General features: G+C 72.9%; 17 protein-coding genes. 6 read left to right on the top strand and 11 right to left on the bottom strand.

What is annotated here, in order from left to right:
• The first annotated feature begins 34 nt into the window (after positions 1-34).
• Positions 35-826: a 2-cyclohexenylcarbonyl CoA isomerase gene (gene chcB / locus ACYQ8Q_RS30050; RefSeq protein WP_460069173.1), complete on the top strand. Its 792-nt coding sequence runs from the start codon at positions 35-37 to the stop codon at positions 824-826.
• A 25-nt stretch (positions 827-851) separates the two neighbouring features.
• On the opposite strand, the gene ACYQ8Q_RS30045 is transcribed toward chcB, so the two are convergent.
• Positions 852-1,433: a DNA-3-methyladenine glycosylase I gene (locus tag ACYQ8Q_RS30045; RefSeq protein ID WP_460069172.1), complete on the bottom strand. Its 582-nt coding sequence runs from the start codon at positions 1,431-1,433 to the stop codon at positions 852-854.
• The gene (locus ACYQ8Q_RS30040; protein WP_460073550.1) at positions 1,430-1,783 is read right to left on the bottom strand and encodes a DivIVA domain-containing protein; all 354 of its coding nucleotides are present in this window, start codon (positions 1,781-1,783) and stop codon (positions 1,430-1,432) included. The genes ACYQ8Q_RS30045 and ACYQ8Q_RS30040 overlap by 4 nt, the downstream gene beginning before the upstream one ends.
• A 131-nt stretch (positions 1,784-1,914) precedes the next feature.
• Between ACYQ8Q_RS30040 and folP the strand changes: the two genes are divergently transcribed.
• Complete coding sequence (gene folP, locus ACYQ8Q_RS30035) at positions 1,915-2,775, top strand: dihydropteroate synthase (protein ID WP_460069169.1); 861 nt, start codon at positions 1,915-1,917, stop codon at positions 2,773-2,775.
• Positions 2,776-2,792: 17 nt separating this feature from the next.
• Here the strand turns inward: folP and ACYQ8Q_RS30030 are convergent, their stop codons facing one another.
• Both ACYQ8Q_RS30030 and dapE read right to left on the bottom strand, forming a co-directional pair.
• Positions 2,793-3,554, bottom strand: a complete 762-nt coding sequence (locus ACYQ8Q_RS30030; RefSeq protein WP_460069167.1) for an LOG family protein — start codon at positions 3,552-3,554, stop codon at positions 2,793-2,795.
• 97 nt (positions 3,555-3,651) lie between these two features.
• The gene (gene dapE, locus ACYQ8Q_RS30025) at positions 3,652-4,731 is read right to left on the bottom strand and encodes a succinyl-diaminopimelate desuccinylase (RefSeq protein WP_460069165.1); all 1,080 of its coding nucleotides are present in this window, start codon (positions 4,729-4,731) and stop codon (positions 3,652-3,654) included.
• Between the two features lie 93 nt (positions 4,732-4,824).
• On the opposite strand from dapE, the gene ACYQ8Q_RS30020 reads away from it, so the two are divergent.
• Together ACYQ8Q_RS30020 and ACYQ8Q_RS30015 are read left to right on the top strand one after the other, a co-directional pair.
• Complete coding sequence (locus ACYQ8Q_RS30020; protein WP_460069163.1) at positions 4,825-5,868, top strand: heavy metal transporter; 1,044 nt, start codon at positions 4,825-4,827, stop codon at positions 5,866-5,868.
• Positions 5,869-6,151: 283 nt separating this feature from the next.
• Positions 6,152-6,598 (top strand): ATP-binding protein, encoded by a 447-nt coding sequence (locus tag ACYQ8Q_RS30015; RefSeq protein ID WP_460069160.1) that lies wholly within the window; start codon positions 6,152-6,154, stop codon positions 6,596-6,598.
• 566 nt (positions 6,599-7,164) lie between these two features.
• On the opposite strand, the gene ACYQ8Q_RS30010 is transcribed toward ACYQ8Q_RS30015, so the two are convergent.
• A complete protein-coding gene (locus ACYQ8Q_RS30010; RefSeq protein ID WP_460069157.1) occupies positions 7,165-8,265 on the bottom strand; it encodes a bifunctional succinyldiaminopimelate transaminase/glutamate-prephenate aminotransferase in 1,101 nt (366 codons plus the stop codon).
• Positions 8,266-8,395: 130 nt separating this feature from the next.
• Positions 8,396-8,716 (bottom strand): ferredoxin, encoded by a 321-nt coding sequence (gene fdxA / locus ACYQ8Q_RS30005; RefSeq protein WP_030961637.1) that lies wholly within the window; start codon positions 8,714-8,716, stop codon positions 8,396-8,398.
• Positions 8,717-8,856: 140 nt separating this feature from the next.
• On the opposite strand from fdxA, the gene ACYQ8Q_RS30000 reads away from it, so the two are divergent.
• A complete protein-coding gene (locus ACYQ8Q_RS30000) occupies positions 8,857-9,852 on the top strand; it encodes a GNAT family N-acetyltransferase (RefSeq protein WP_460073548.1) in 996 nt (331 codons plus the stop codon).
• Entirely contained in the window at positions 9,849-10,691 is an 843-nt protein-coding gene (locus tag ACYQ8Q_RS29995; protein ID WP_460069154.1) for a transglutaminase-like domain-containing protein, read from the top strand. Before ACYQ8Q_RS30000 ends, ACYQ8Q_RS29995 begins: the two co-directional genes overlap by 4 nt.
• Positions 10,692-10,752: 61 nt before the next feature.
• Here ACYQ8Q_RS29995 and ACYQ8Q_RS29990 read toward each other — a convergent pair whose 3' ends face one another.
• The 5 genes from ACYQ8Q_RS29990 to ACYQ8Q_RS29970 all read right to left on the bottom strand — a co-directional run bounded on the left by ACYQ8Q_RS29990 (position 10,753) and on the right by ACYQ8Q_RS29970 (position 16,866).
• A complete protein-coding gene (locus tag ACYQ8Q_RS29990) occupies positions 10,753-11,370 on the bottom strand; it encodes a response regulator (RefSeq protein ID WP_460069153.1) in 618 nt (205 codons plus the stop codon).
• Complete coding sequence (locus ACYQ8Q_RS29985; protein WP_460073546.1) at positions 11,367-12,563, bottom strand: sensor histidine kinase; 1,197 nt, start codon at positions 12,561-12,563, stop codon at positions 11,367-11,369. The genes ACYQ8Q_RS29990 and ACYQ8Q_RS29985 overlap by 4 nt, the downstream gene beginning before the upstream one ends.
• Positions 12,564-12,568: 5 nt before the next feature.
• On the bottom strand, positions 12,569-13,309 hold the full coding sequence (locus tag ACYQ8Q_RS29980) for an ABC transporter permease (protein ID WP_460069150.1): 741 nt from the start codon (positions 13,307-13,309) through the stop codon (positions 12,569-12,571).
• Positions 13,306-14,241 carry an ABC transporter ATP-binding protein gene (locus ACYQ8Q_RS29975; RefSeq protein ID WP_460069149.1) on the bottom strand — a complete coding sequence of 312 codons (936 nt, stop codon included), beginning with the start codon at positions 14,239-14,241 and terminating at the stop codon, positions 13,306-13,308. The genes ACYQ8Q_RS29980 and ACYQ8Q_RS29975 overlap by 4 nt, the downstream gene beginning before the upstream one ends.
• A 90-nt stretch (positions 14,242-14,331) precedes the next feature.
• On the bottom strand, positions 14,332-16,866 hold the full coding sequence (locus tag ACYQ8Q_RS29970; protein WP_460069147.1) for a hypothetical protein: 2,535 nt from the start codon (positions 16,864-16,866) through the stop codon (positions 14,332-14,334).
• Between the last annotated feature and the right edge of the window lie 78 nt (positions 16,867-16,944).

Below are 16,944 nucleotides of genomic sequence, written 5' to 3'. Positions count from 1 at the left end.
GACACACAAGCCGACACACATAAGGGGATACGTCATGGCCGACACCGTGCTCTACGAGGTGAGCGACGGGCTCGCGACGATCACGCTGAACCGCCCCGAGGCGATGAACGCGCTGAACGTGGCGGCCAAGGTCGCCCTGCGGGAGGCGGCGCGCGCGGCGGCGGACGACACCGGGGTGCGGGCGGTGCTGCTGACCGCCGCCGGGGACCGGGCCTTCTGCGTCGGCCAGGACCTCAAGGAGCACATCGGGCTGCTGGCCGAGGGGTCGGCGCACGTCATGAGCACGGTCAAGGAGCACTACAACCCGATCGTGCGGGCGCTGACGGAGGCGGCGAAGCCGGTCGTCGCGGCGGTGAACGGGGTCGCGGCGGGCGCCGGCTTCGGGTTCGCGCTGGCCGCGGACTACCGTGTCGTCGCCGACACCGCGTCCTTCAACACCTCGTTCGCGGGGGTCGCGCTGACCGCCGACTCCGGGGTCTCCTGGACGCTGCCGCGGGTGGTCGGGCCCGGGCGGGCGGCTGATCTGCTGCTCTTCCCGCGCAACATCCCGGCGCAGGAGGCGTACGAGCTGGGGATCGCGAACCGGGTCGTCCCCGCCGCCGATCTGCGGGCCGAGGGCGAGAAGGTGGCACGGCGGCTGGCCTCGGGGCCGACCGTGGCTTACGCGGCGCTCAAGGAGGCCGTCGCGTACGGGTTCTCGCACTCGCTCTCCGAGACGCTGGGGAAGGAGGACGAGTTGCAGTCTCGGGCGGGGGCTTCCGAAGACCACACCATTGCCGTTCGGGCCTTCGTCCAGAAGGAGACGCCGAAGTATCTGGGGCGCTGAGGTCGTACAGCGGGTGCGGGTGCCCCTAGAAAGCGCTTCTGCTCACGCAGGTTTGCAGGTGGTCGTTGACCAGGCCGCACGCCTGCATCAGCGCGTACGCCGTCGTGGGGCCCACGAAGCGGAGGCCCTTCTTCTTCAGGGCCTTCGACAGGGCCGTCGACTCGTCCGTCACCGCCGGGACGTCCGACAGGGTCTTCGGAGCCTTGCCCGGCGTCGGGGCGTGGGACCAGATCAGGGTGTCCAGGTCGCCCGGGGACCAGTCGAGCAGGACCCGCGCGTTGGCCAGGGTCGCGTCGATCTTGGCCCGGTTGCGGATGATGCCCTCGTCGGCGAGGAGGCGTGCGCGGTCCTCGTCGGTGAAGGCGGCGACCGAGGCGATCTTGAAGTCGGCGAAGGCGCTGCGGAAGCCCTCGCGGCGGCGCAGGATCGTGATCCAGGACAGGCCGGACTGGAACGCCTCCAGGCTGAGGCGCTCGAAGAGGGCGTCGTCGCCGTGGACCGGGCGGCCCCACTCCTCGTCGTGGTACGTGAGGTAGTCCGGCGTGGACAGGGCCCAGGGGCAGCGCAGGGCGCCGTCGGAGCCGGCGAGGGCGGCGCCGTCGCTCACCGCTCGTCCTCCGGTGCGGGCTTCTCGAAGGAGACATGGGGCCGCGCCGGGGGCTGGGCGCCCGCGAGGGCGGTCTCCAGGACGGCGATCCGGGCGTCGCGCTCGGCGAGCTCGGCGGCGACCCGGTTCAGGGCGTCGTCGACGTCCTCCATGCGGTAGCCGCGGAGGGTGAGCGGGAAGCGGAGCCGGTCGACGTCGGACCGGTCGAGCGGCCGGTCCGGGGGCAGCGGGTCGTGCAGCCGCTCGGGGGCCACCTCGGGCAGCGGGCCGGTGCCCTCGCCGCCGCCCACCACGGCGAGTGTCACCGCGGCGACCACGACGGCGAGCGCGATGACCAGGAACAAGAACATAACCATCGGTGGGTCCCCAGGCTCGGTGTGCTCGATCTCGGATGTGTGTGGGTCCGATCGTGCCATGCGAGCCCGGCGGTTAGGGTCACAGGCGGCGGATGCGCGGCAGGTACTAGGAGAGGTCACAGGCGATGCTCAGGCTGGGCAGGCGTGAATTCGGGGCCCATGAGCCGGTGATCATGGCGATCGTGAACCGGACCCCTGACTCCTTCTACGACCAGGGGGCCACCTTCCGTGACGAGCCCGCGCTCGCCCGGGTGGAGCAGGCCGTGGCCGAGGGGGCCGCCGTCGTCGACATCGGCGGGGTGAAGGCCGGGCCCGGGGAAGAGGTGACCGCCGAGGAGGAGGCGCGGCGCACGGTCGGGTTCGTGGCGGAGGTCCGGCGGCGCTTCCCGGACGTGATCATCAGCGTGGACACCTGGCGGGCCGAGGTCGGCGAGGCGGTCTGCGAGGCGGGCGCGGATCTGCTGAACGACGCGTGGGGCGGGGTGGATCCCGGGCTGGCGGAGGTCGCCGCGCGGTACGGGGCGGGGCTGGTGTGCACGCACGCGGGCGGCTCGGAGCCCCGGACACGGCCGCACCGGGTGTCGTACGACGATGTCATGGCCGACATCCTGCGGGTGACCGTGGGGCTGGCCGAGCGGGCCGCTGCGCTGGGGGTGCCGAGGGAGTCGATCCTGATCGATCCCGGGCACGACTTCGGCAAGAACACCCGGCACAGCCTGGAGGCGACGCGGCGGCTGCCGGAGATGGTGGAGACCGGCTGGCCGGTGCTGGTGTCGCTGTCCAACAAGGACTTCGTCGGGGAGACGCTGGACCGGCCGGTGAAGGAGCGGGTGCTGGGGACGCTGGCGACGACCGCCGTGTCGGCGTGGCTCGGCGCGCAGGTGTACCGGGTGCACGAGGTGACGGAGACGCGGCAGGTGCTGGACATGGTGGCGTCCATCGCGGGCCACCGCCCACCGGCGGTGGCCCGACGAGGACTCGCCTGAACCGCTGAGCGGCCCGGTCAGTCGCGGGCCGCTTCCTTCGACACCAGGGCGACCGCCTCGTCGACGTCGTCCGTGACGTGGAAGAGGAGCAGATCCTTCTCGGCCGCCTTGCCCTGGGCGACCAGGGTGTTCTTGAGCCAGTCGACGAGTCCGCCCCAGTACTCCGTGCCGAAGAGGACGATCGGGAAGCGGGTCACCTTCTGGGTCTGGACGAGCGTGAGGGCCTCGAAGAGCTCGTCGAGGGTGCCGAGGCCGCCGGGCAGGACCACGAAGCCCTGCGCGTACTTCACGAACATCATCTTGCGGACGAAGAAGTAGCGGAAGTTGAGGCCGATGTCGACGTAGGGGTTGAGGCCCTGCTCGAAGGGGAGCTCGATGCCGAGGCCGACCGAGGTGCCGCCCGCCTCGCAGGCGCCCTTGTTGGCCGCCTCCATCGCGCCCGGGCCGCCGCCCGTGATCACCGCCCAGCCGGCGTCGACGAGGGCGCGGCCGAGGCGGACGCCCGCCTCGTACTCCGGGGAGTCGACGGGTGTCCGGGCGGAGCCGAACACGCTGATCGCCGGGGGCAGTTCGGCCAGGGTGCCGAAGCCCTCGATGAACTCCGACTGGATGCGCAGGACACGCCAGGGGTCCGTGTGGACCCAGTCCGAGGGGCCTCCCGCGTCGAGCAGTCGCTGGTCGGTGGTGCTCGCCGTGACCTGACCCCGCCGTCGGAGGACCGGTCCCAGCCGCTGCTCGTCCGGCGGCTGCTTCTTCCCCTCGGGGTTTCCGGTAGCCATGTGCGCTCCCTCCGCTTGCAGGTCTTTCCGTGCCAGCGTAGATCCACCCGGGTTACGGGCGGGGGACGTCGGCGTGTCCGGCACAAAGCGCCCGGGGTCACTCGACGAGCCAGGCCCGCAGGCGCTCCTCGCCCGCCAGGACCTTCGCGACCTCGACGCGTTCGTCGCGCTTGTGGGCCAGGTGCGGGTTGCCGGGGCCGTAGTTGACCGCGGGGACGCCGAGCGACGAGAAGCGGCTGACGTCGGTCCAGCCGTACTTGGGCATCGGGGTGCCGCCCACCGCCTCGATGAAGGCGGCCGCCGCCGGGTGGGAGAGGCCGGGCAGGGCGCCGGGGCTGTGGTCGTCGACGACGAACTCCGTGACGCCGCAGTCGGCGAACACCTCCTTGACGTGCGCGATCGCCTCGTCCCCGGTGCGGTCCGGCGCGTACCGGAAGTTGACGGTGACCACGCACTCGTCGGGGATGACGTTGCCCGCGACCCCGCCCTGGATGCCGACCGCGTTCAGGCCCTCGCGGTACTCCAGGCCGTCGATGACCGGCCACCGCGGCTGGTACGCGGCGAGGCGGGCCAGGATGGGGGCGGCGGCGTGGATCGCGTTGGCGCCCATCCAGCCGCGCGCCGAGTGGGCCCGCTCGCCGGAGGTCTTCAGCAGCACCCGCAGGGTGCCCTGACAGCCGCCTTCGACCTGGCCGTCCGAGGGCTCCAGCAGGACCGCGAAGTCGCCGACGAGCCACTCCGGGTGGGCCTCGGCGACATGCTTGAGGCCGTTGAGGTCGGCGGCGACCTCCTCGTTGTCGTAGAAGACGAAGGTCAGGTCGCGGTTGGGGGCCGGGACCGTGGCCGCGATCCGCAGCTGGACGGCGACGCCCGCCTTCATGTCGCAGGTGCCGCAGCCCCACAGGACCCCGTCCTCGTCGAGACGCGAGGGGACGTTGCCGGCGATCGGCACGGTGTCGATGTGGCCGGCGAGGATCACCCGCTCCGGACGGCCCAGCTCGGTCCGGGCGATCACGTTGTTGCCGAACCGGTCCACCGTGAGGTGCGGCAGCGCGCGCAGGGCGGTCTCGATCGCGTCCGCGAGGGGCTTCTCGGTGCCGCTCTCGGAGGGGAAGTCGACGAGCTGCGCGGTGAGGGCGGCGGCGTCCAGCGTGAGATCAAGAGGGGTGTCGGCCATGGCGTCGACCCTAACGCGCCAGATCCGCCTACCGCTCTTCACAGGCTGAACACCAGTCTCCTCCGTTTCCGTACTCTCCAGTACCTTGTACGCGTGCCAGAGCTGTCCCCCTCCCCCAAGCGTCGCGGCCGCCGCCTCCTCAGGATCGGCGCGTCCTTCGTGGTTCTGTCAGCCGTCGCGGGCTACGTCGTGGTCCAGTACGTCACCGGTGGGGCCGACGATCCCGGGTGCAGAGTCGTTTCCGGCACGGGGGACGACAAGGCGCGGTACGAGTTCACGCCCGAGCAGGCGGTGAACGCGGCGACGATCGCCGCCGTCGGCACCAACCGGGAGATGCCCGAGCGGGCCGTGGCCATCGCGCTGGCGACCGCGATCCAGGAGTCGGGGCTGCGCAACCTCGCCCACGGCGACCGGGACTCGCTCGGTCTGTTCCAGCAGCGGCCCTCGCAGGGCTGGGGCACCGAGAAGCAGGTCACGGACCCGGCGTACGCGGCGAGCATCTTCTACGAGCACCTCGCCAAGGTGCCCGACTACACCGAACTCCCGCTCACCGTCGCCGCGCAGAAGGTGCAGCGCAGCGGCTACCCGGAGGCGTACGCCAAGCACGAGGCGGACGCCGTGATGCTGGCCGCCGCGCTCACCGGGACCTCGGCGGCCACGCTGACCTGCGACGGACGGTTGGACTCCGGTACGGCGACCGCGGCGACGGCAGAGGCGACCGCGGCGGCGGTCACCGGCCCGGACGCGGTGCGCGCGGCGCTCTCGCGGGACTTCGGGCGGGACGCGCTGGAGGAGGCGGAGGAGGACGGGGACGGGGACGGGGACGGCAAGGCGTCCGCCTCGGCAGAGGACGGCGTGCCCACCGCCGAGACCGACGGGCGGACCGTGACCCTGCCCGTGTCCCGGGAGACGTCCGCCGGGCGCGCCGTCCGTGAGCGGGGCTGGCAGCTGGCGCACTGGGCCGTCGCCAACGCCTCGGCGCTGCACATCCGGCAGGTGTCGTACGCGGGCCGGGAGTGGACCGCCGGGAACACCGACAGCCAGTGGCGGCCCACCGGTTCGGGCAGCACGGAGGCGGCCGGGGCGGCGGGGTCGGGCGGCGGCACGGGCAGTGTGCGGATCGTGACCGGGCAGTAGTACGGGTCCTCACCCGGGCGGGTGGGGTGCGGGGCCGCGGGTCGGCCCTGCGCCCGGTTTTTCGCGCCGTCTGCCACGGGGTGGCGGAATCCTTGGGGGCGCTGGGCTCCGACCGTTCGACGGACTTTCACATCGGGTGCTTATCAGGTACTTTTCGCCCGCTTTTGTCCACAGCCCGATAATGCGACGCATTGCCAACTCTTTACGTCGGGCGTGCGCAACCTTCGGCGGCTTCGAGCGGTAGTCACAGCGTTCCGTAGTCCTCTCCCCTCGAAGGAGCACCATGTCCCTCCCCCTGACCCGCAGGATCGCCCGTGCCGCGCTGCTCGTCGCTGCGGGAGCGGCCGCCGGGGTCGGTGCGGCCGGCTCCGCGAGCGCTGCCCCCGCCACCCTGCCCGCCACCCCGGACCTCGGTGGGCTGACCGCCCTGGACGGGGCGGCCGTCGGCAAGACGCTCGACGGGGCGACCCGCAGTGCGACCGGGGTCGCGGGCGAAGCCGGCGGCAAGACCGTGGAGAAGGCCGTGCCGGGCGCGGGCAAGGCCGGCGGCAAGGCCGTGAAGAAGGCGACGCCGGCGGTGCAGAAGGTGGCCGGTGAGGCCGCAGGGTCCGCCGGGGGTGTCCTCGGGGACACCGCCAAGTCCGCGACCAAGGGCGGGCTGCCGACGGACGCGCTCACCAAGGGCGGGCTGCCGGGCGGCGGCACGGTGAAGGGCCTGCCGCTCGGCTGACGCCGGGGTGAGCCGGTGACGGGGTCCAGGGTGTTGCCCCTGGACCCCGTCGCTCTGCACCCGGCACTGCCGGCTGTGCCCACCCGTTCCGCCCTGCGGAACGATTGCCCACAGCAGTGGCACCCATCGCGGCTGGCTCACCGCCGGGCGGGACAGCCACAGCAGAGACAACCGTTGCGGCCTGCTCGCCGACGGGCGGGACAGCCACAGCAGCGGCACCCGTCGCAGCCGACTCACCGCCGGGCGGGGCGGCCACAGCAGCGGCACCCGTCGCGGCCGGCTCACCGCCGGGCGGGACGGCCACAGCAGCGGCACCCGGTGCAGCCTGCTCACCGACCGGCGGGACAGCCACAGCGGAGACCACCCCTTGCGGCCGGCTCACCACCAGGCAAGACAGCCACAGCAGAGACAACCGTTGCAGCCTGCTCGCCAACGGGCGGGGCAGCCACAGCGGTGACCACCCCTTGCGGTCGGCTCACCGCCGGGCGGGGCAGGCACAGCAGTGGCACGCGTTGCGGCCTGCTCGCCGACGGGCGGGACGGCCGCGGCGGTGGCACCCGCCGCGGCTAGCTCGCCGCCAGGCGGGACACCGCTGCCGCGATTCGTTCGTCCGTCGCCGTCAGGGCCACGCGGACGAAGGTGGCGCCCGCCTCGCCGTAGAAGTCGCCGGGGGCGACCAGGATGCCCCGGTCGGCGAGGTGCGCGACCGTGGCCCAGCAGGACTCGTCGCGGGTGGCCCAGAGGTAGAGGCTGGCCTCGCTGTGCTCGATGCGGAAGCCGTGGGCCACCAGGGCCTCGCGCAGCAGGGTGCGACGGGCCGCGTAACGGGCGCGCTGCTCGTGGACGTGGGTGTCGTCGCCGAGGGCCGCCACGACCGCGGCCTGGGTCGGCGCCGAGGTCATCATGCCGCCGTGCTTGCGGATCTCCAGCAGCGGAGCGAGGACCGCGGGGTCGCCGGCCAGGAAGGCGGCGCGGTAGCCCGCGAGGTTCGAGCGCTTGGAGAGCGAGTGGACCGCGACGATGCCGTCGTACGAGCCGCCGTTGACGTCCGGGTGCAGCACCGAGACGGGGTCGGCCTCCCAGCCCAGTTCGAGGTAGCACTCGTCGGAGAAGAGCAGGACGCCGTGCTCACGGGCCCAGGCGACGATCCGGGTCAGCTCCTGCCGGGAGAGGACCTTGCCGGTCGGGTTCGACGGGGAGTTCAGCCACAGGAGCTTCAGGCCCTCGGGGTCGAGCTCGGTCGGGTCGTCGTAGACCTCGAAGTCCGCACGCGCCAGGCGTGCGCCGACCTCGTACGTCGGGTAGGCGAGGCGCGGGTACGCGACCCGGTCGCCGGGGCCGAGGCCGAGCTGGGTCGGGAGCCAGGCGACGAGTTCCTTGGAGCCGACGATCGGCAGGACGTGCCGGTGGGTGACCTCACGGGCGCCCAGCCGCCGCTCCACCCAGCCGGTGATCGCGTCCCGCAGCGCCGGGGTGCCCCAGACGGTCGGGTAGCCCGGCGAGTCCGCCGCGTCGATCAGGGCCTTCTGGATCAGGTCGGGGACCGGGTCTACCGGGGTGCCGACGGAGAGGTCGACGATGCCGTCCGGATGCGAGGCGGCCGTCTTCTTGTACGGCTCCAGCTTGTCCCAGGGGAACGTGGGCAGGCGGTCGGAGACTGCGGACACGGTTTCTGGCTCACTTTCTCGTACGGACACTGTCGTACGGACGGCAAACGCCCCGGTCCCGTACGGCCGGCAGAGCTCATCAGGCCGTACGGGACCGAGGCGGCACGTGTGGTGCGGGCCGCTGTCGCGGTTACTCGGCCTGCGGCGGCAGCGCGGCGATGAAGGGATGGTCGCGCTCGATCAGACCCAGCTTGCTGGCGCCGCCGGGCGAGCCGAGCTCGTCGAAGAACTCGACGTTCGCCTTGTAGTAGTCCTTCCACTCCTCCGGAGTGTCGTCCTCGTAGAAGATCGCCTCGACCGGGCAGACCGGCTCACAGGCACCACAGTCGACGCATTCGTCCGGGTGGATGTACAAGGACCGGGAGCCCTCGTAGATGCAGTCGACCGGGCACTCCTCGATGCACGCCTTGTCCTTCACGTCGACACAAGGCTGCGCGATGACGTAGGTCACGCTGTCGTTCCTCCTCGATAGGGCGCTGGCGGGCCTCCTCAGGCCCTGCCGCCTGGCGCGCGGGAGCGCGGCGTCGTCGATGCCCGCCCCTAGTATCTCCGTTCTTGGGCATGATCCGAACAGGAGGGGTGAACCGACCAGTGGAAATCTCGGCCTACGGACGCCTCGAGGTCCGTATCACCGCTGCTGACGTGAGCAAACGCGTCTCCGTACGGCGGTTGAGCGACGCTGGAGTCACGGAGGGGAAATTCACCGACACGGTGGGTGTTCTCACATCATGGGACAAGGGTGTGCTCGTGATCACACGGAAGAGCGGGGAGGTCGTCCGGGTTGACGAGTCCTCGCTGGTCGCAGGGAAGGTCGTCCCCGCCGCCCCGGCCCGCCGCCGGGGTCCCGCCGCGACGTACGAGGAACTCGCCCGCGCCGCCGCACGGGCCTGGCGGCCGGTGGAGAGCGAGCTGCTCGGCGCGTGGGAGCTGCGGGCCGCCGGCGGGTTCACCCGCCGCGCCAACTCCGTACTGCCGCTCGGCGACCCCGGCCTGCCGCTCGACGGGGCCCTGGAGGCCGTGCGCCGCTGGTACGGCGAGCGCGGTCTGCCCGCCTATGTGCAGACGGCGACGGGCGCCGAGGGGACCCAGGAGCTGCTCTGCGCGGAGCTGGAGCGGCGCGGGTGGGTGCGCGAGGTGACCGCCGAGCTGTGGACCGGGGCGCTGGCGCCGGTCGCCGACCGGGCGGACGCTGAGGGTGTGGTGCTGGGCAGGGAGGCCGACGAGGCGTGGCTGGCCCGGTACCAGCGCAAGGGGGTGAGCGAGGTGGCTCTGAGCGTGCTGGGGAGCGGACCGTCGGTGTGGTTCGCGTCGGTACCCGGTCCGGCCGGCGGTGCGCCCGCCGCGATCGGGCGGTGTGTCGTGGACGGGCGGTGGGCCGGGTTCGGCGCCGTCGAGGTCGATCCGGCACAGCGCCGCAAGGGCCTCGCCACGCTCGTGATGGCCGCGCTGGCCCGGCGGGCGCTGGACGAGGGCGCCTCGGCCGCCTGGCTCCAGGTGGAGGAGGAGAACGCGGGGGCGCGGGCGCTGTACGCCGGGACGGGCTTCTCGGCGCATCACGCCTACCACCACTACCGGGAGCCGTCGTGAGCGCGTACGACCCCGCTGAGGTGCGGCGGCTGTTCGCCGAGGAGGCGCGGGCCGAGCGGCCCGATCTGGCGGCGCTGTGTCTGCTGGTCGGCGCGGCGGCGGACCCTGAGCTGGACGAGGCCGGGGTGGACGCCGCGCAGATGGAGCTCGACCGGCTGGCCGGGGAGGTGCCCTTCCGGCCCGGCGGGGCGCGGGCGTGGGCGCTGGCGCTGGAGGAGCTGCTGGGCGGGCGGTACGGGTTCCGGGGCTCCGGCGCGGACTATCAGCGCCTGGAGTCCTCGCTGCTGCACCAGGTGCTGCTGCGGCGGCGCGGGCTGCCGATCCTGCTGTCGGTGGTGTGGGTGGAGGTCGCACGGCGGGCGGGGGCGCCGGTGTACGGCGTCGCGCTGCCCGGGCACTTCGTGGTGGGGTTCGGGCCGCCGGAGGATCTCGAACGCCAGGTGCTGGTCGATCCGTTCGACGGGGGCCGGGTGTTGTCGGGCGGCGACGCGGAGCTGCTGGTGGCCGGGGCGGGCGCGACGCGGCTGGAGCCGTCGATGCTGGTGCCTGCGGAGCCGTTGTCGGTGGTGATGCGGATCCTGAACAACATCCGGTCGTGGGCGGCGGCCCGGCCGGAGCGGTCGGATGTGGGGCTGTGGGCGGTGGAGTTGTCGTTGCTGGTGCCTTCTCATCCGGCTCGGTTGCGGTACGAGAAGGGGGCGTTGCTGGTGCGGCGGGGGGATTTCCTGGGCGGGGCGGCGGAGTTGGAGGAGTACGCGTCGTTGGTGGAGGTGGTGGATGAGCCTGCGGCGGCGAAGGTGCGCAGGGAAGCGCATGCGGCTCGCGCCATGCTGAATTGAGCCGTCTTGTGGGTGCGGGTGTGTGGGGGCTGGTCGCGCAGTTCCCCGCGCCCCTGGGGAGTTACAGCCAGCCCTTCTCCCTCGCTATCCGTACCGCCTCTGCCCTGTTTCTCGCCGCCAGTTTCTGGATCGCCGTCGAGAGGTAGTTGCGGACCGTCCCTTGGGACAGGTGGAGTTCCGCCGCCAGTTCGGCGTTCGTCGAACCGTCGGCCGCCGCGCGGAGGATCTCCCTCTCCCGGTCGGTCAGGGGGTTGGCGCCCTCCGCGAGGGCCGCTGCCGCGAGGGTGGGGTCGATGACGCGCTCCCCCGCCAGTACCTTGCGTACCGCCTGGGCGAGTTGGGCGGCCGGGGCGTCCTTCACCAGGAAGGCGTCGGCACCCGCCTCCATGGCGCTGCGGAGGTAGCCGGGGCGGCCGAAGGTGGTGAGGACGACCAGTTTCAGGCGCGGGAACTCCTTGTGGAGCAGGGCCGCCGCCTCGATGCCGGTGCAGCCGGGCATCTCGATGTCGAGCAGGGCCACGTCGATGTCGTGGGCGCGGGCGGCCGCGAGGACCTCGTCGCCGCGGGCCGCCTGGGCGACCACCTCGATGTCGTCCTCCAGGCCGAGGAGGGCCGCCAGCGCCTCGCGGACCATCGACTGGTCCTCCGCCAGCAGGACCTTGATCGTGCCGTCACTCATGGGCGGGATCCTACGTCCGCGGCGGTGCCCGCCGGGACGCGGGCGGTCAGCCGGAAGCCCTGTTCGACCCGGCCCGCCTCCAGGGTGCCGCCCGCCTTCTCGAGGCGCTCAATGAGGCCGGTGAGGCCGTTGCCCGGGCCCTTGCCGGAGCCGCCGGAGCCGTTGTCCTCGACGCAGAGTTCGAGGCGGGGGCCGTCGAGGGTCTGGCGCCGGTGGACCTCCACCGTGCAACGGGTGGCACCGCTGTGCCGTACGACGTTGGTGACGGCCTCGCGCAGGGCCCAGGCGAGGGCGGACTCGCTCTCCTCGGGGACGCCGTCGAGGGCGGGTTCGGCGGGGGTCACGGCCGTGATGCCCGCCGCCGTCAGCGCGACCTGGGTGCCGGCGAGTTCGGCGGCGAGGCGGGGGCGCCGGTAGCCGGTGACGGCCTCCCGGACGTCGACCAGCGCCTGGCGGCTGACCTGTTCGATGTCGGCGACCTGCTGGGCGGCCTTCTCGGGGTGGTCGGGGAGCATCCGGCCGGCCAGCTCGCTCTTGAGGGTGATCAGGGAGAGGGAGTGGCCGAGGAGGTCGTGCAGATCGCGGGCCAGACGCAACCGTTCCTCGTTGGCGGCGAGTTGGGCGACGGTGGCGCGGGCCTTGCGCAACTCCACCGTCGTACGGACCAGTTGGCTGACGCCCGTCATCGCGAAGCCGATGAGGAGGACCAGGACGAGGAGGTTGGCGGCGTCCCCGGTGTCGGTGCGCAGGCCGACCAGCATCAGGACCGCGCCGGTGCCCGGGATCGCCCAGAACGCCATCCGCAGCGGCAGGGCGATCCCGCTGGCCACGGAGACGTAGCAGAACAGGCCGAGCCAGGCGGAGCCGAGGGTGAGGGACAGGACGACGGCGAGCACCGCCATCGCGCCGATGAGGCCGTGGACGACCTTCGACGGGTAGGGCGTCGCTCCCATGTCGCGGAAGAGGAGCGAGAGGTAGACGGCGACGAACACCGCCAGGCCGGCCCAGCCGGCGACGGTGCCGGCGGTGGTGTGGGCGCCCGAGACCAGGTCGTGGACCGGTGAGCTGAGGAACACCAGCCAGACGCCGATCCACAGCGCCTTGCGCCGCCACAGCTCGCGTCGGGTGCGGGCCGCCTGGCCCAGCAGGATCGAGGGTCCCTGGCGGGCCTCCGACAGCGGGTCGTCCGTCATGGCACTCACGCCTTCAGCGTGTCCTTCCGGTACAGCCAGGCCGCGCCGCCCGTGAACAGGGCGAAGAAGACGGCCAGGAGGGCGATGTCCTTGGCGTGCGGGGCCTGGCTCTGTTCGATCGCCTGCCCCAGGGCAGCGTACGCGTGGGTGGGCACCCACCTGGCTATGTCCTGCAGCCACTGCGGGAACGTCGTCGTCGGCATCCACAGGCCGCCGAGGATCGACAGTCCGAAGTAGGTGATCATCGTGATGGGGCGGACCGCGTCCCCGCTCGCGAGGTAGCCGATCGCGACGCCCAGGGCGGCGAACACGAGGCTGCCCGCCCAGATCGCGCCGGTGAGCGCCAGCCACTGCCAGGCGTCCAGCCGTACGCCCTTCACGGCGGCGGCGACGGCGAAGACCACGACGATCGAGGGGAGGCTGACGACGGCCGCGCTCGCGGTCTTCGCCAGGACGTATCCGCGGCCCGGCAGCGTGGTCAGCCGCAGCTGGCGCACCCAGCCGCTCTCGCGCTCCTTGGCGATGCGCTCGCTGTTGCCCATCAGGACGGCGGTGAGGGCGCCGAAGGAGGCCATCGAGACCATCATGTACGTCGGCAGGGTGAGGCCGGTGCCGTCGATCTTCTCCTTGGCGTCGGAGGTGCCCGAGATCAGCAGGAACAGCACCGACGGGTAGATCACCGAGAAGAACAGGAACTTGCGGTTGCGCAGGGCGCGCGCGAGCTCCAGCTTGATCAGGCTGTTCACTTGGTCCTCGCCTCCTCGGCGGCGGTGATCGCGACGAAGGCCTGCTCCAGACCGAGCCCGGCGACTTCGAGGTTGCGGGGGTGGACGCCGAGGCCGTAGAGCGCGTGGACGGTGGCGTCGGCGTCGGAGGACTGGATGCGGACGGTCTGGCCGGAGACGTCGAGCGTGGTGAGGAAGGGCAGGCCGCGCAGCGCGGTCTCGTCGATGTCGCCCTCCAGGTCGAAGGAGACCCGGCGGGCGCCGGCCTTCGCCTTGATCTCGGCGGCGGTGCCGTCGGCCAGCAGCCGGCCCCGGTGCAGGACCAGGACGCGGTCGGCGATGGCGTCCGCCTCTTCGAGGTAGTGCGTGGCGAACAGGACGGTCCGCCCCTGGTCGGCCTGCTCGCGCATGGTGGCCCAGAAGCCCTGGCGGGTGGTGACGTCCATGCCGGTGGTGGGCTCGTCCAGGACGATCAGGTCGCTGTCGCCGGCCGTGGCGAGCGCGAAGCGGACGCGCTGGGCCTGGCCCCCGGAGAGCTTGTTGACCTTACGGGAGGCGATCTGGGCGATGCCGGCGCGGGCCAGCACGTCGGAGACCTTGTAGGGCCTGGGGTGCAGGGCGCAGGCGAGGCCGACCAGTTCGCCGACGGTGACCTCGTCCATCAGGCCGCCGCTCTGGAGCATGGCCCCGACCCGCCCGGCGACGATCGCCTCGCGCGGGCTGGTGCCGAAGACGCTGACCTTGCCGCCGTCGGCCTGCTTCAGCCCGAGCAGCAGATCGAGGGTGGTGGACTTGCCGGCCCCGTTCGGCCCGAGGAGCGCCACGGTCTCCCCGGGGTGCAGCTCCAGGGTCAGCCCGTCCACGGCGCGTACGTCGCCGTAGGCCTTGCTCACGCGGTCGAAGCCGACCACGGGTGCTGTCTTCGCCCCGGGGGCTCCTGTCTTCGTCGTCATACCCCGATCGTCGCCCGGGGGACCCGGGCGGGGGCAGTGTCGAGCGTCCTCAGTGCCGCATGACAGATGTCATGCGGCACTGGCGGCGGATCAGCTCGGGTTCGTGTCGATGACCGCGGTCCGGTCCGTGGTGCTCTTCAGGGCCGGGCGCAGGGCGCCGATGACGTCCTGGACGGTGACGGCCGTCTTCTGGCCGGTGCCGCGGGTGATCAGGACGTCGTCGAAGGTGCCGCCGTACAGCTCCTTCAGGGCCTCCTGGTCGTACGCCTCCACCAGCTTGCCGTCGACGGCCTTGACGCCGAGGAACTTCCACAGGGAGTTCCTCGGGCTGAACTCGATGCCCGGAAAACCTCCCTTGACCTGCAGCTTCACGTTTCCGGACATCGCCGGTTCGGCGAACTCCTTCATCATGCGGTCGACCTCGGCGTCCGTGATCGTCGGCTGCTTGGTCGTCGTCGGGACGGTCACCGCGGCGGTGGAGCCCGTCTCCACCTGGGTGCGGTACCCGGCGACGACGGCCTCCTCGGCCTTCGCCGCGTCGATGCCCTTGCCCGCCTTGCCGTAGACGGCGACGGCCTTGCCCGACTCGAACTTGATGGTGCCGTCGGTGGCCGAGCCCGCCCCGCCCGCCGCGCTCTGCAGCGCCGCCTGGAGCTTCTCCTCGTCGACCGGCATCTCGGGCTCGATCTCACGGTGCTGCCCGAACAGCGAGCCGATCACGGAGAGCGGGTTGTAGTCGCTCTTCGCGGCGTCGTCGAGGGTGGCCTGGATGTCGAACTGGAGGCCCGCCTGGTCCGGCTTGAGGGAGACCGTGTCGCCGTCGACGGACAGCTTCAGCGCCTGCGCGGCCCGCTTGTCGAAGGCGTCGTCGAGCTTCTTGACGGCCTCGTCGCGGGTGCTGCCGCCGATGTCGACGCCGAGCACGGTGGTGCCCTTGGGCACGTCGGAGTGGTTCATCAGCAGTCCGGCGCCGTAGACGCCAACACCGCCGAGGACCAGGAGGCCGCCGAGCAGGACCAGCTTGCTGCGGCCCTTCTTCTTCGCCTTCTTGGAGCCGGACGCGTTCTGCGCGGCCCCGGCGGCCGGCTTGGGCGCGTTCTTCGCCCCCGGCCCGCCGCTCTGCGCGGCGCCGGGCGCGAAGGGCGTCGGCGCGCCGGGGTTGCCCTGGCCGGCGGAGGGCACGACCGGGATGCCGCTGGTGACGGTGTGCCCGGAGACGTTGTCGGCGGGACGGCCGTAGCCGCCCCCACCCGGACCGGGGGCCTGGATCTGCGGGGTGAGGACCGCGGTGTCGTCGCTCAGACCACCGCCGGGGAGCCGGGCCGTACCGGGGCCGGTACCGGGGCCGGTTCCGGGAGCGGTCGTACGGGGACCGCCGGGACCGGCGGGGGCACCAGGACCAGCAGGACCACCGGGGCCACCGGGGCCACCGGGGCCACCCGGACCAGCGGGTCGGCCGGGACCGCCGTAGCCGTTGGGGCTGCCGGGGGCGCCGGGGGCGCCGACGGCCGTGCCGGCCGCGCTCTGGGCCACCGGGGGCACCATCGGGCCGTCGCCGGTGACCGGGCCGCCGGTCGGGCCGGTGGGACCCTGCGGGCCGCCACGGCCGTGCGGGCCGGAGGGGCCGTCGGGGCCGTTGAAGTCGTGCCGGCTGCCGGGACCGGGGGCGGCGCCCTGGCCGTTCGCCCCGGGGAAGCCCTGCTGGTCGCCACGGCCGTTGTCGGAGAAGTACGGCAGCCCGTCGCGGCGCGCCTCGGCACCGCCGCCGCTCCGACCCGCCGACGCCTGTCCCTGTCCCTGCCCCTGTCCCTGCCCCTGTCCCTGCCCGGGGCGGGAGTTGCCGAGCGGGCCCGCGGACAGCGCCTCGGTCACGTCGAAGGAACCGGTGCCGCCGCCGTGCCCGGGAGCCACCGGACCGCCGGTGGCACCGGGGAGCCCGGCGCCGTTGGTACCGCCCGGCCGGGAGCCGGCCGGCACGCTCATGGAACCGACCACGCCACCGGGCCGCCCGCCGGCCGGTCGCCCGGCACCGGGGCGCGCCCCGGCGGCCGGAGCACCCTGCGCGCCGGCACCCGACGCACCCGAACTGCCGGAAGCGCCCGCACCTGCGGCGGAACCGCCCGGAATGCCCGCCCCGTTGGTCGCTCCGCCGCCCTGACCGCCCTTGGCGGGCCCGGACTTGCGCGGGGCGAACCAGTCGCTCGCCTTCTCCTCACCGGCGGCGGCGGGTTCGCCGGGCGCCGGGAAGCTGCCCGTGTCGGACCCGGAGAAACCGGAAGAACCGGGAGAACCTGCGGAACCGGAGGAGTTGCCGGTATCGGTACCGGCACCGGCCGCGAGCCCCGGCTGCGCACCGGTGTTGGCGTTGGTGTCGTCGCCCTCGGACTCGGCGACGGGCTTGCGCACGACGACCGGCGGAATGGGCCGGGAACCGGGGATGTTGATCCGGATCCGGGTCGTCAGCGTGGTCTCGGTCTTGCGTTCCTCCGGCCGGTCGGCCGAACGGCCCGCGTCCGCACCGGGGTCGGACACCACGGGGATGCCGTACGGCGGCGTACCCGAGGGGTACGCCGCCCCGCCGCGCCCGTTGGGCCCGGAGGACGGACTGTCAGTTTCACGACTCAAGGCAGGTTCTCCAGTTTGGCTCCGCCGCCCGCCACGACCTCTCGGGCAGCTCGGCGGCGCGCACCACCATACTGGCCG

The sequence above is a fragment of the Streptomyces sp. YKOK-I1 genome (assembly GCF_054660435.1).
This window is presented reverse-complemented; position numbering and strand designations above follow the sequence as displayed.

What these genes read in the sequence shown, in the direction of transcription:
- ACYQ8Q_RS29975 (WP_460069149.1), bottom strand. Translation starts at nt 14,241, where the DNA reads ATGACGACGAAGACAGGAGCCCCCGGGGCGAAGACAGCACCCGTGGTC.
- ACYQ8Q_RS30030 (WP_460069167.1), bottom strand. Translation starts at nt 3,554, where the DNA reads ATGGCTACCGGAAACCCCGAGGGGAAGAAGCAGCCGCCGGACGAGCAG.
- ACYQ8Q_RS30015 (WP_460069160.1), top strand. Translation starts at nt 6,152, where the DNA reads ATGTCCCTCCCCCTGACCCGCAGGATCGCCCGTGCCGCGCTGCTCGTC.
- chcB (WP_460069173.1), top strand. Translation starts at nt 35, where the DNA reads ATGGCCGACACCGTGCTCTACGAGGTGAGCGACGGGCTCGCGACGATC.
- folP (WP_460069169.1), top strand. Translation starts at nt 1,915, where the DNA reads ATGCTCAGGCTGGGCAGGCGTGAATTCGGGGCCCATGAGCCGGTGATC.
- dapE (WP_460069165.1), bottom strand. Translation starts at nt 4,731, where the DNA reads ATGGCCGACACCCCTCTTGATCTCACGCTGGACGCCGCCGCCCTCACC.
- ACYQ8Q_RS29985 (WP_460073546.1), bottom strand. Translation starts at nt 12,563, where the DNA reads ATGACGGACGACCCGCTGTCGGAGGCCCGCCAGGGACCCTCGATCCTG.
- ACYQ8Q_RS29990 (WP_460069153.1), bottom strand. Translation starts at nt 11,370, where the DNA reads ATGAGTGACGGCACGATCAAGGTCCTGCTGGCGGAGGACCAGTCGATG.
- ACYQ8Q_RS30040 (WP_460073550.1), bottom strand. Translation starts at nt 1,783, where the DNA reads ATGTTCTTGTTCCTGGTCATCGCGCTCGCCGTCGTGGTCGCCGCGGTG.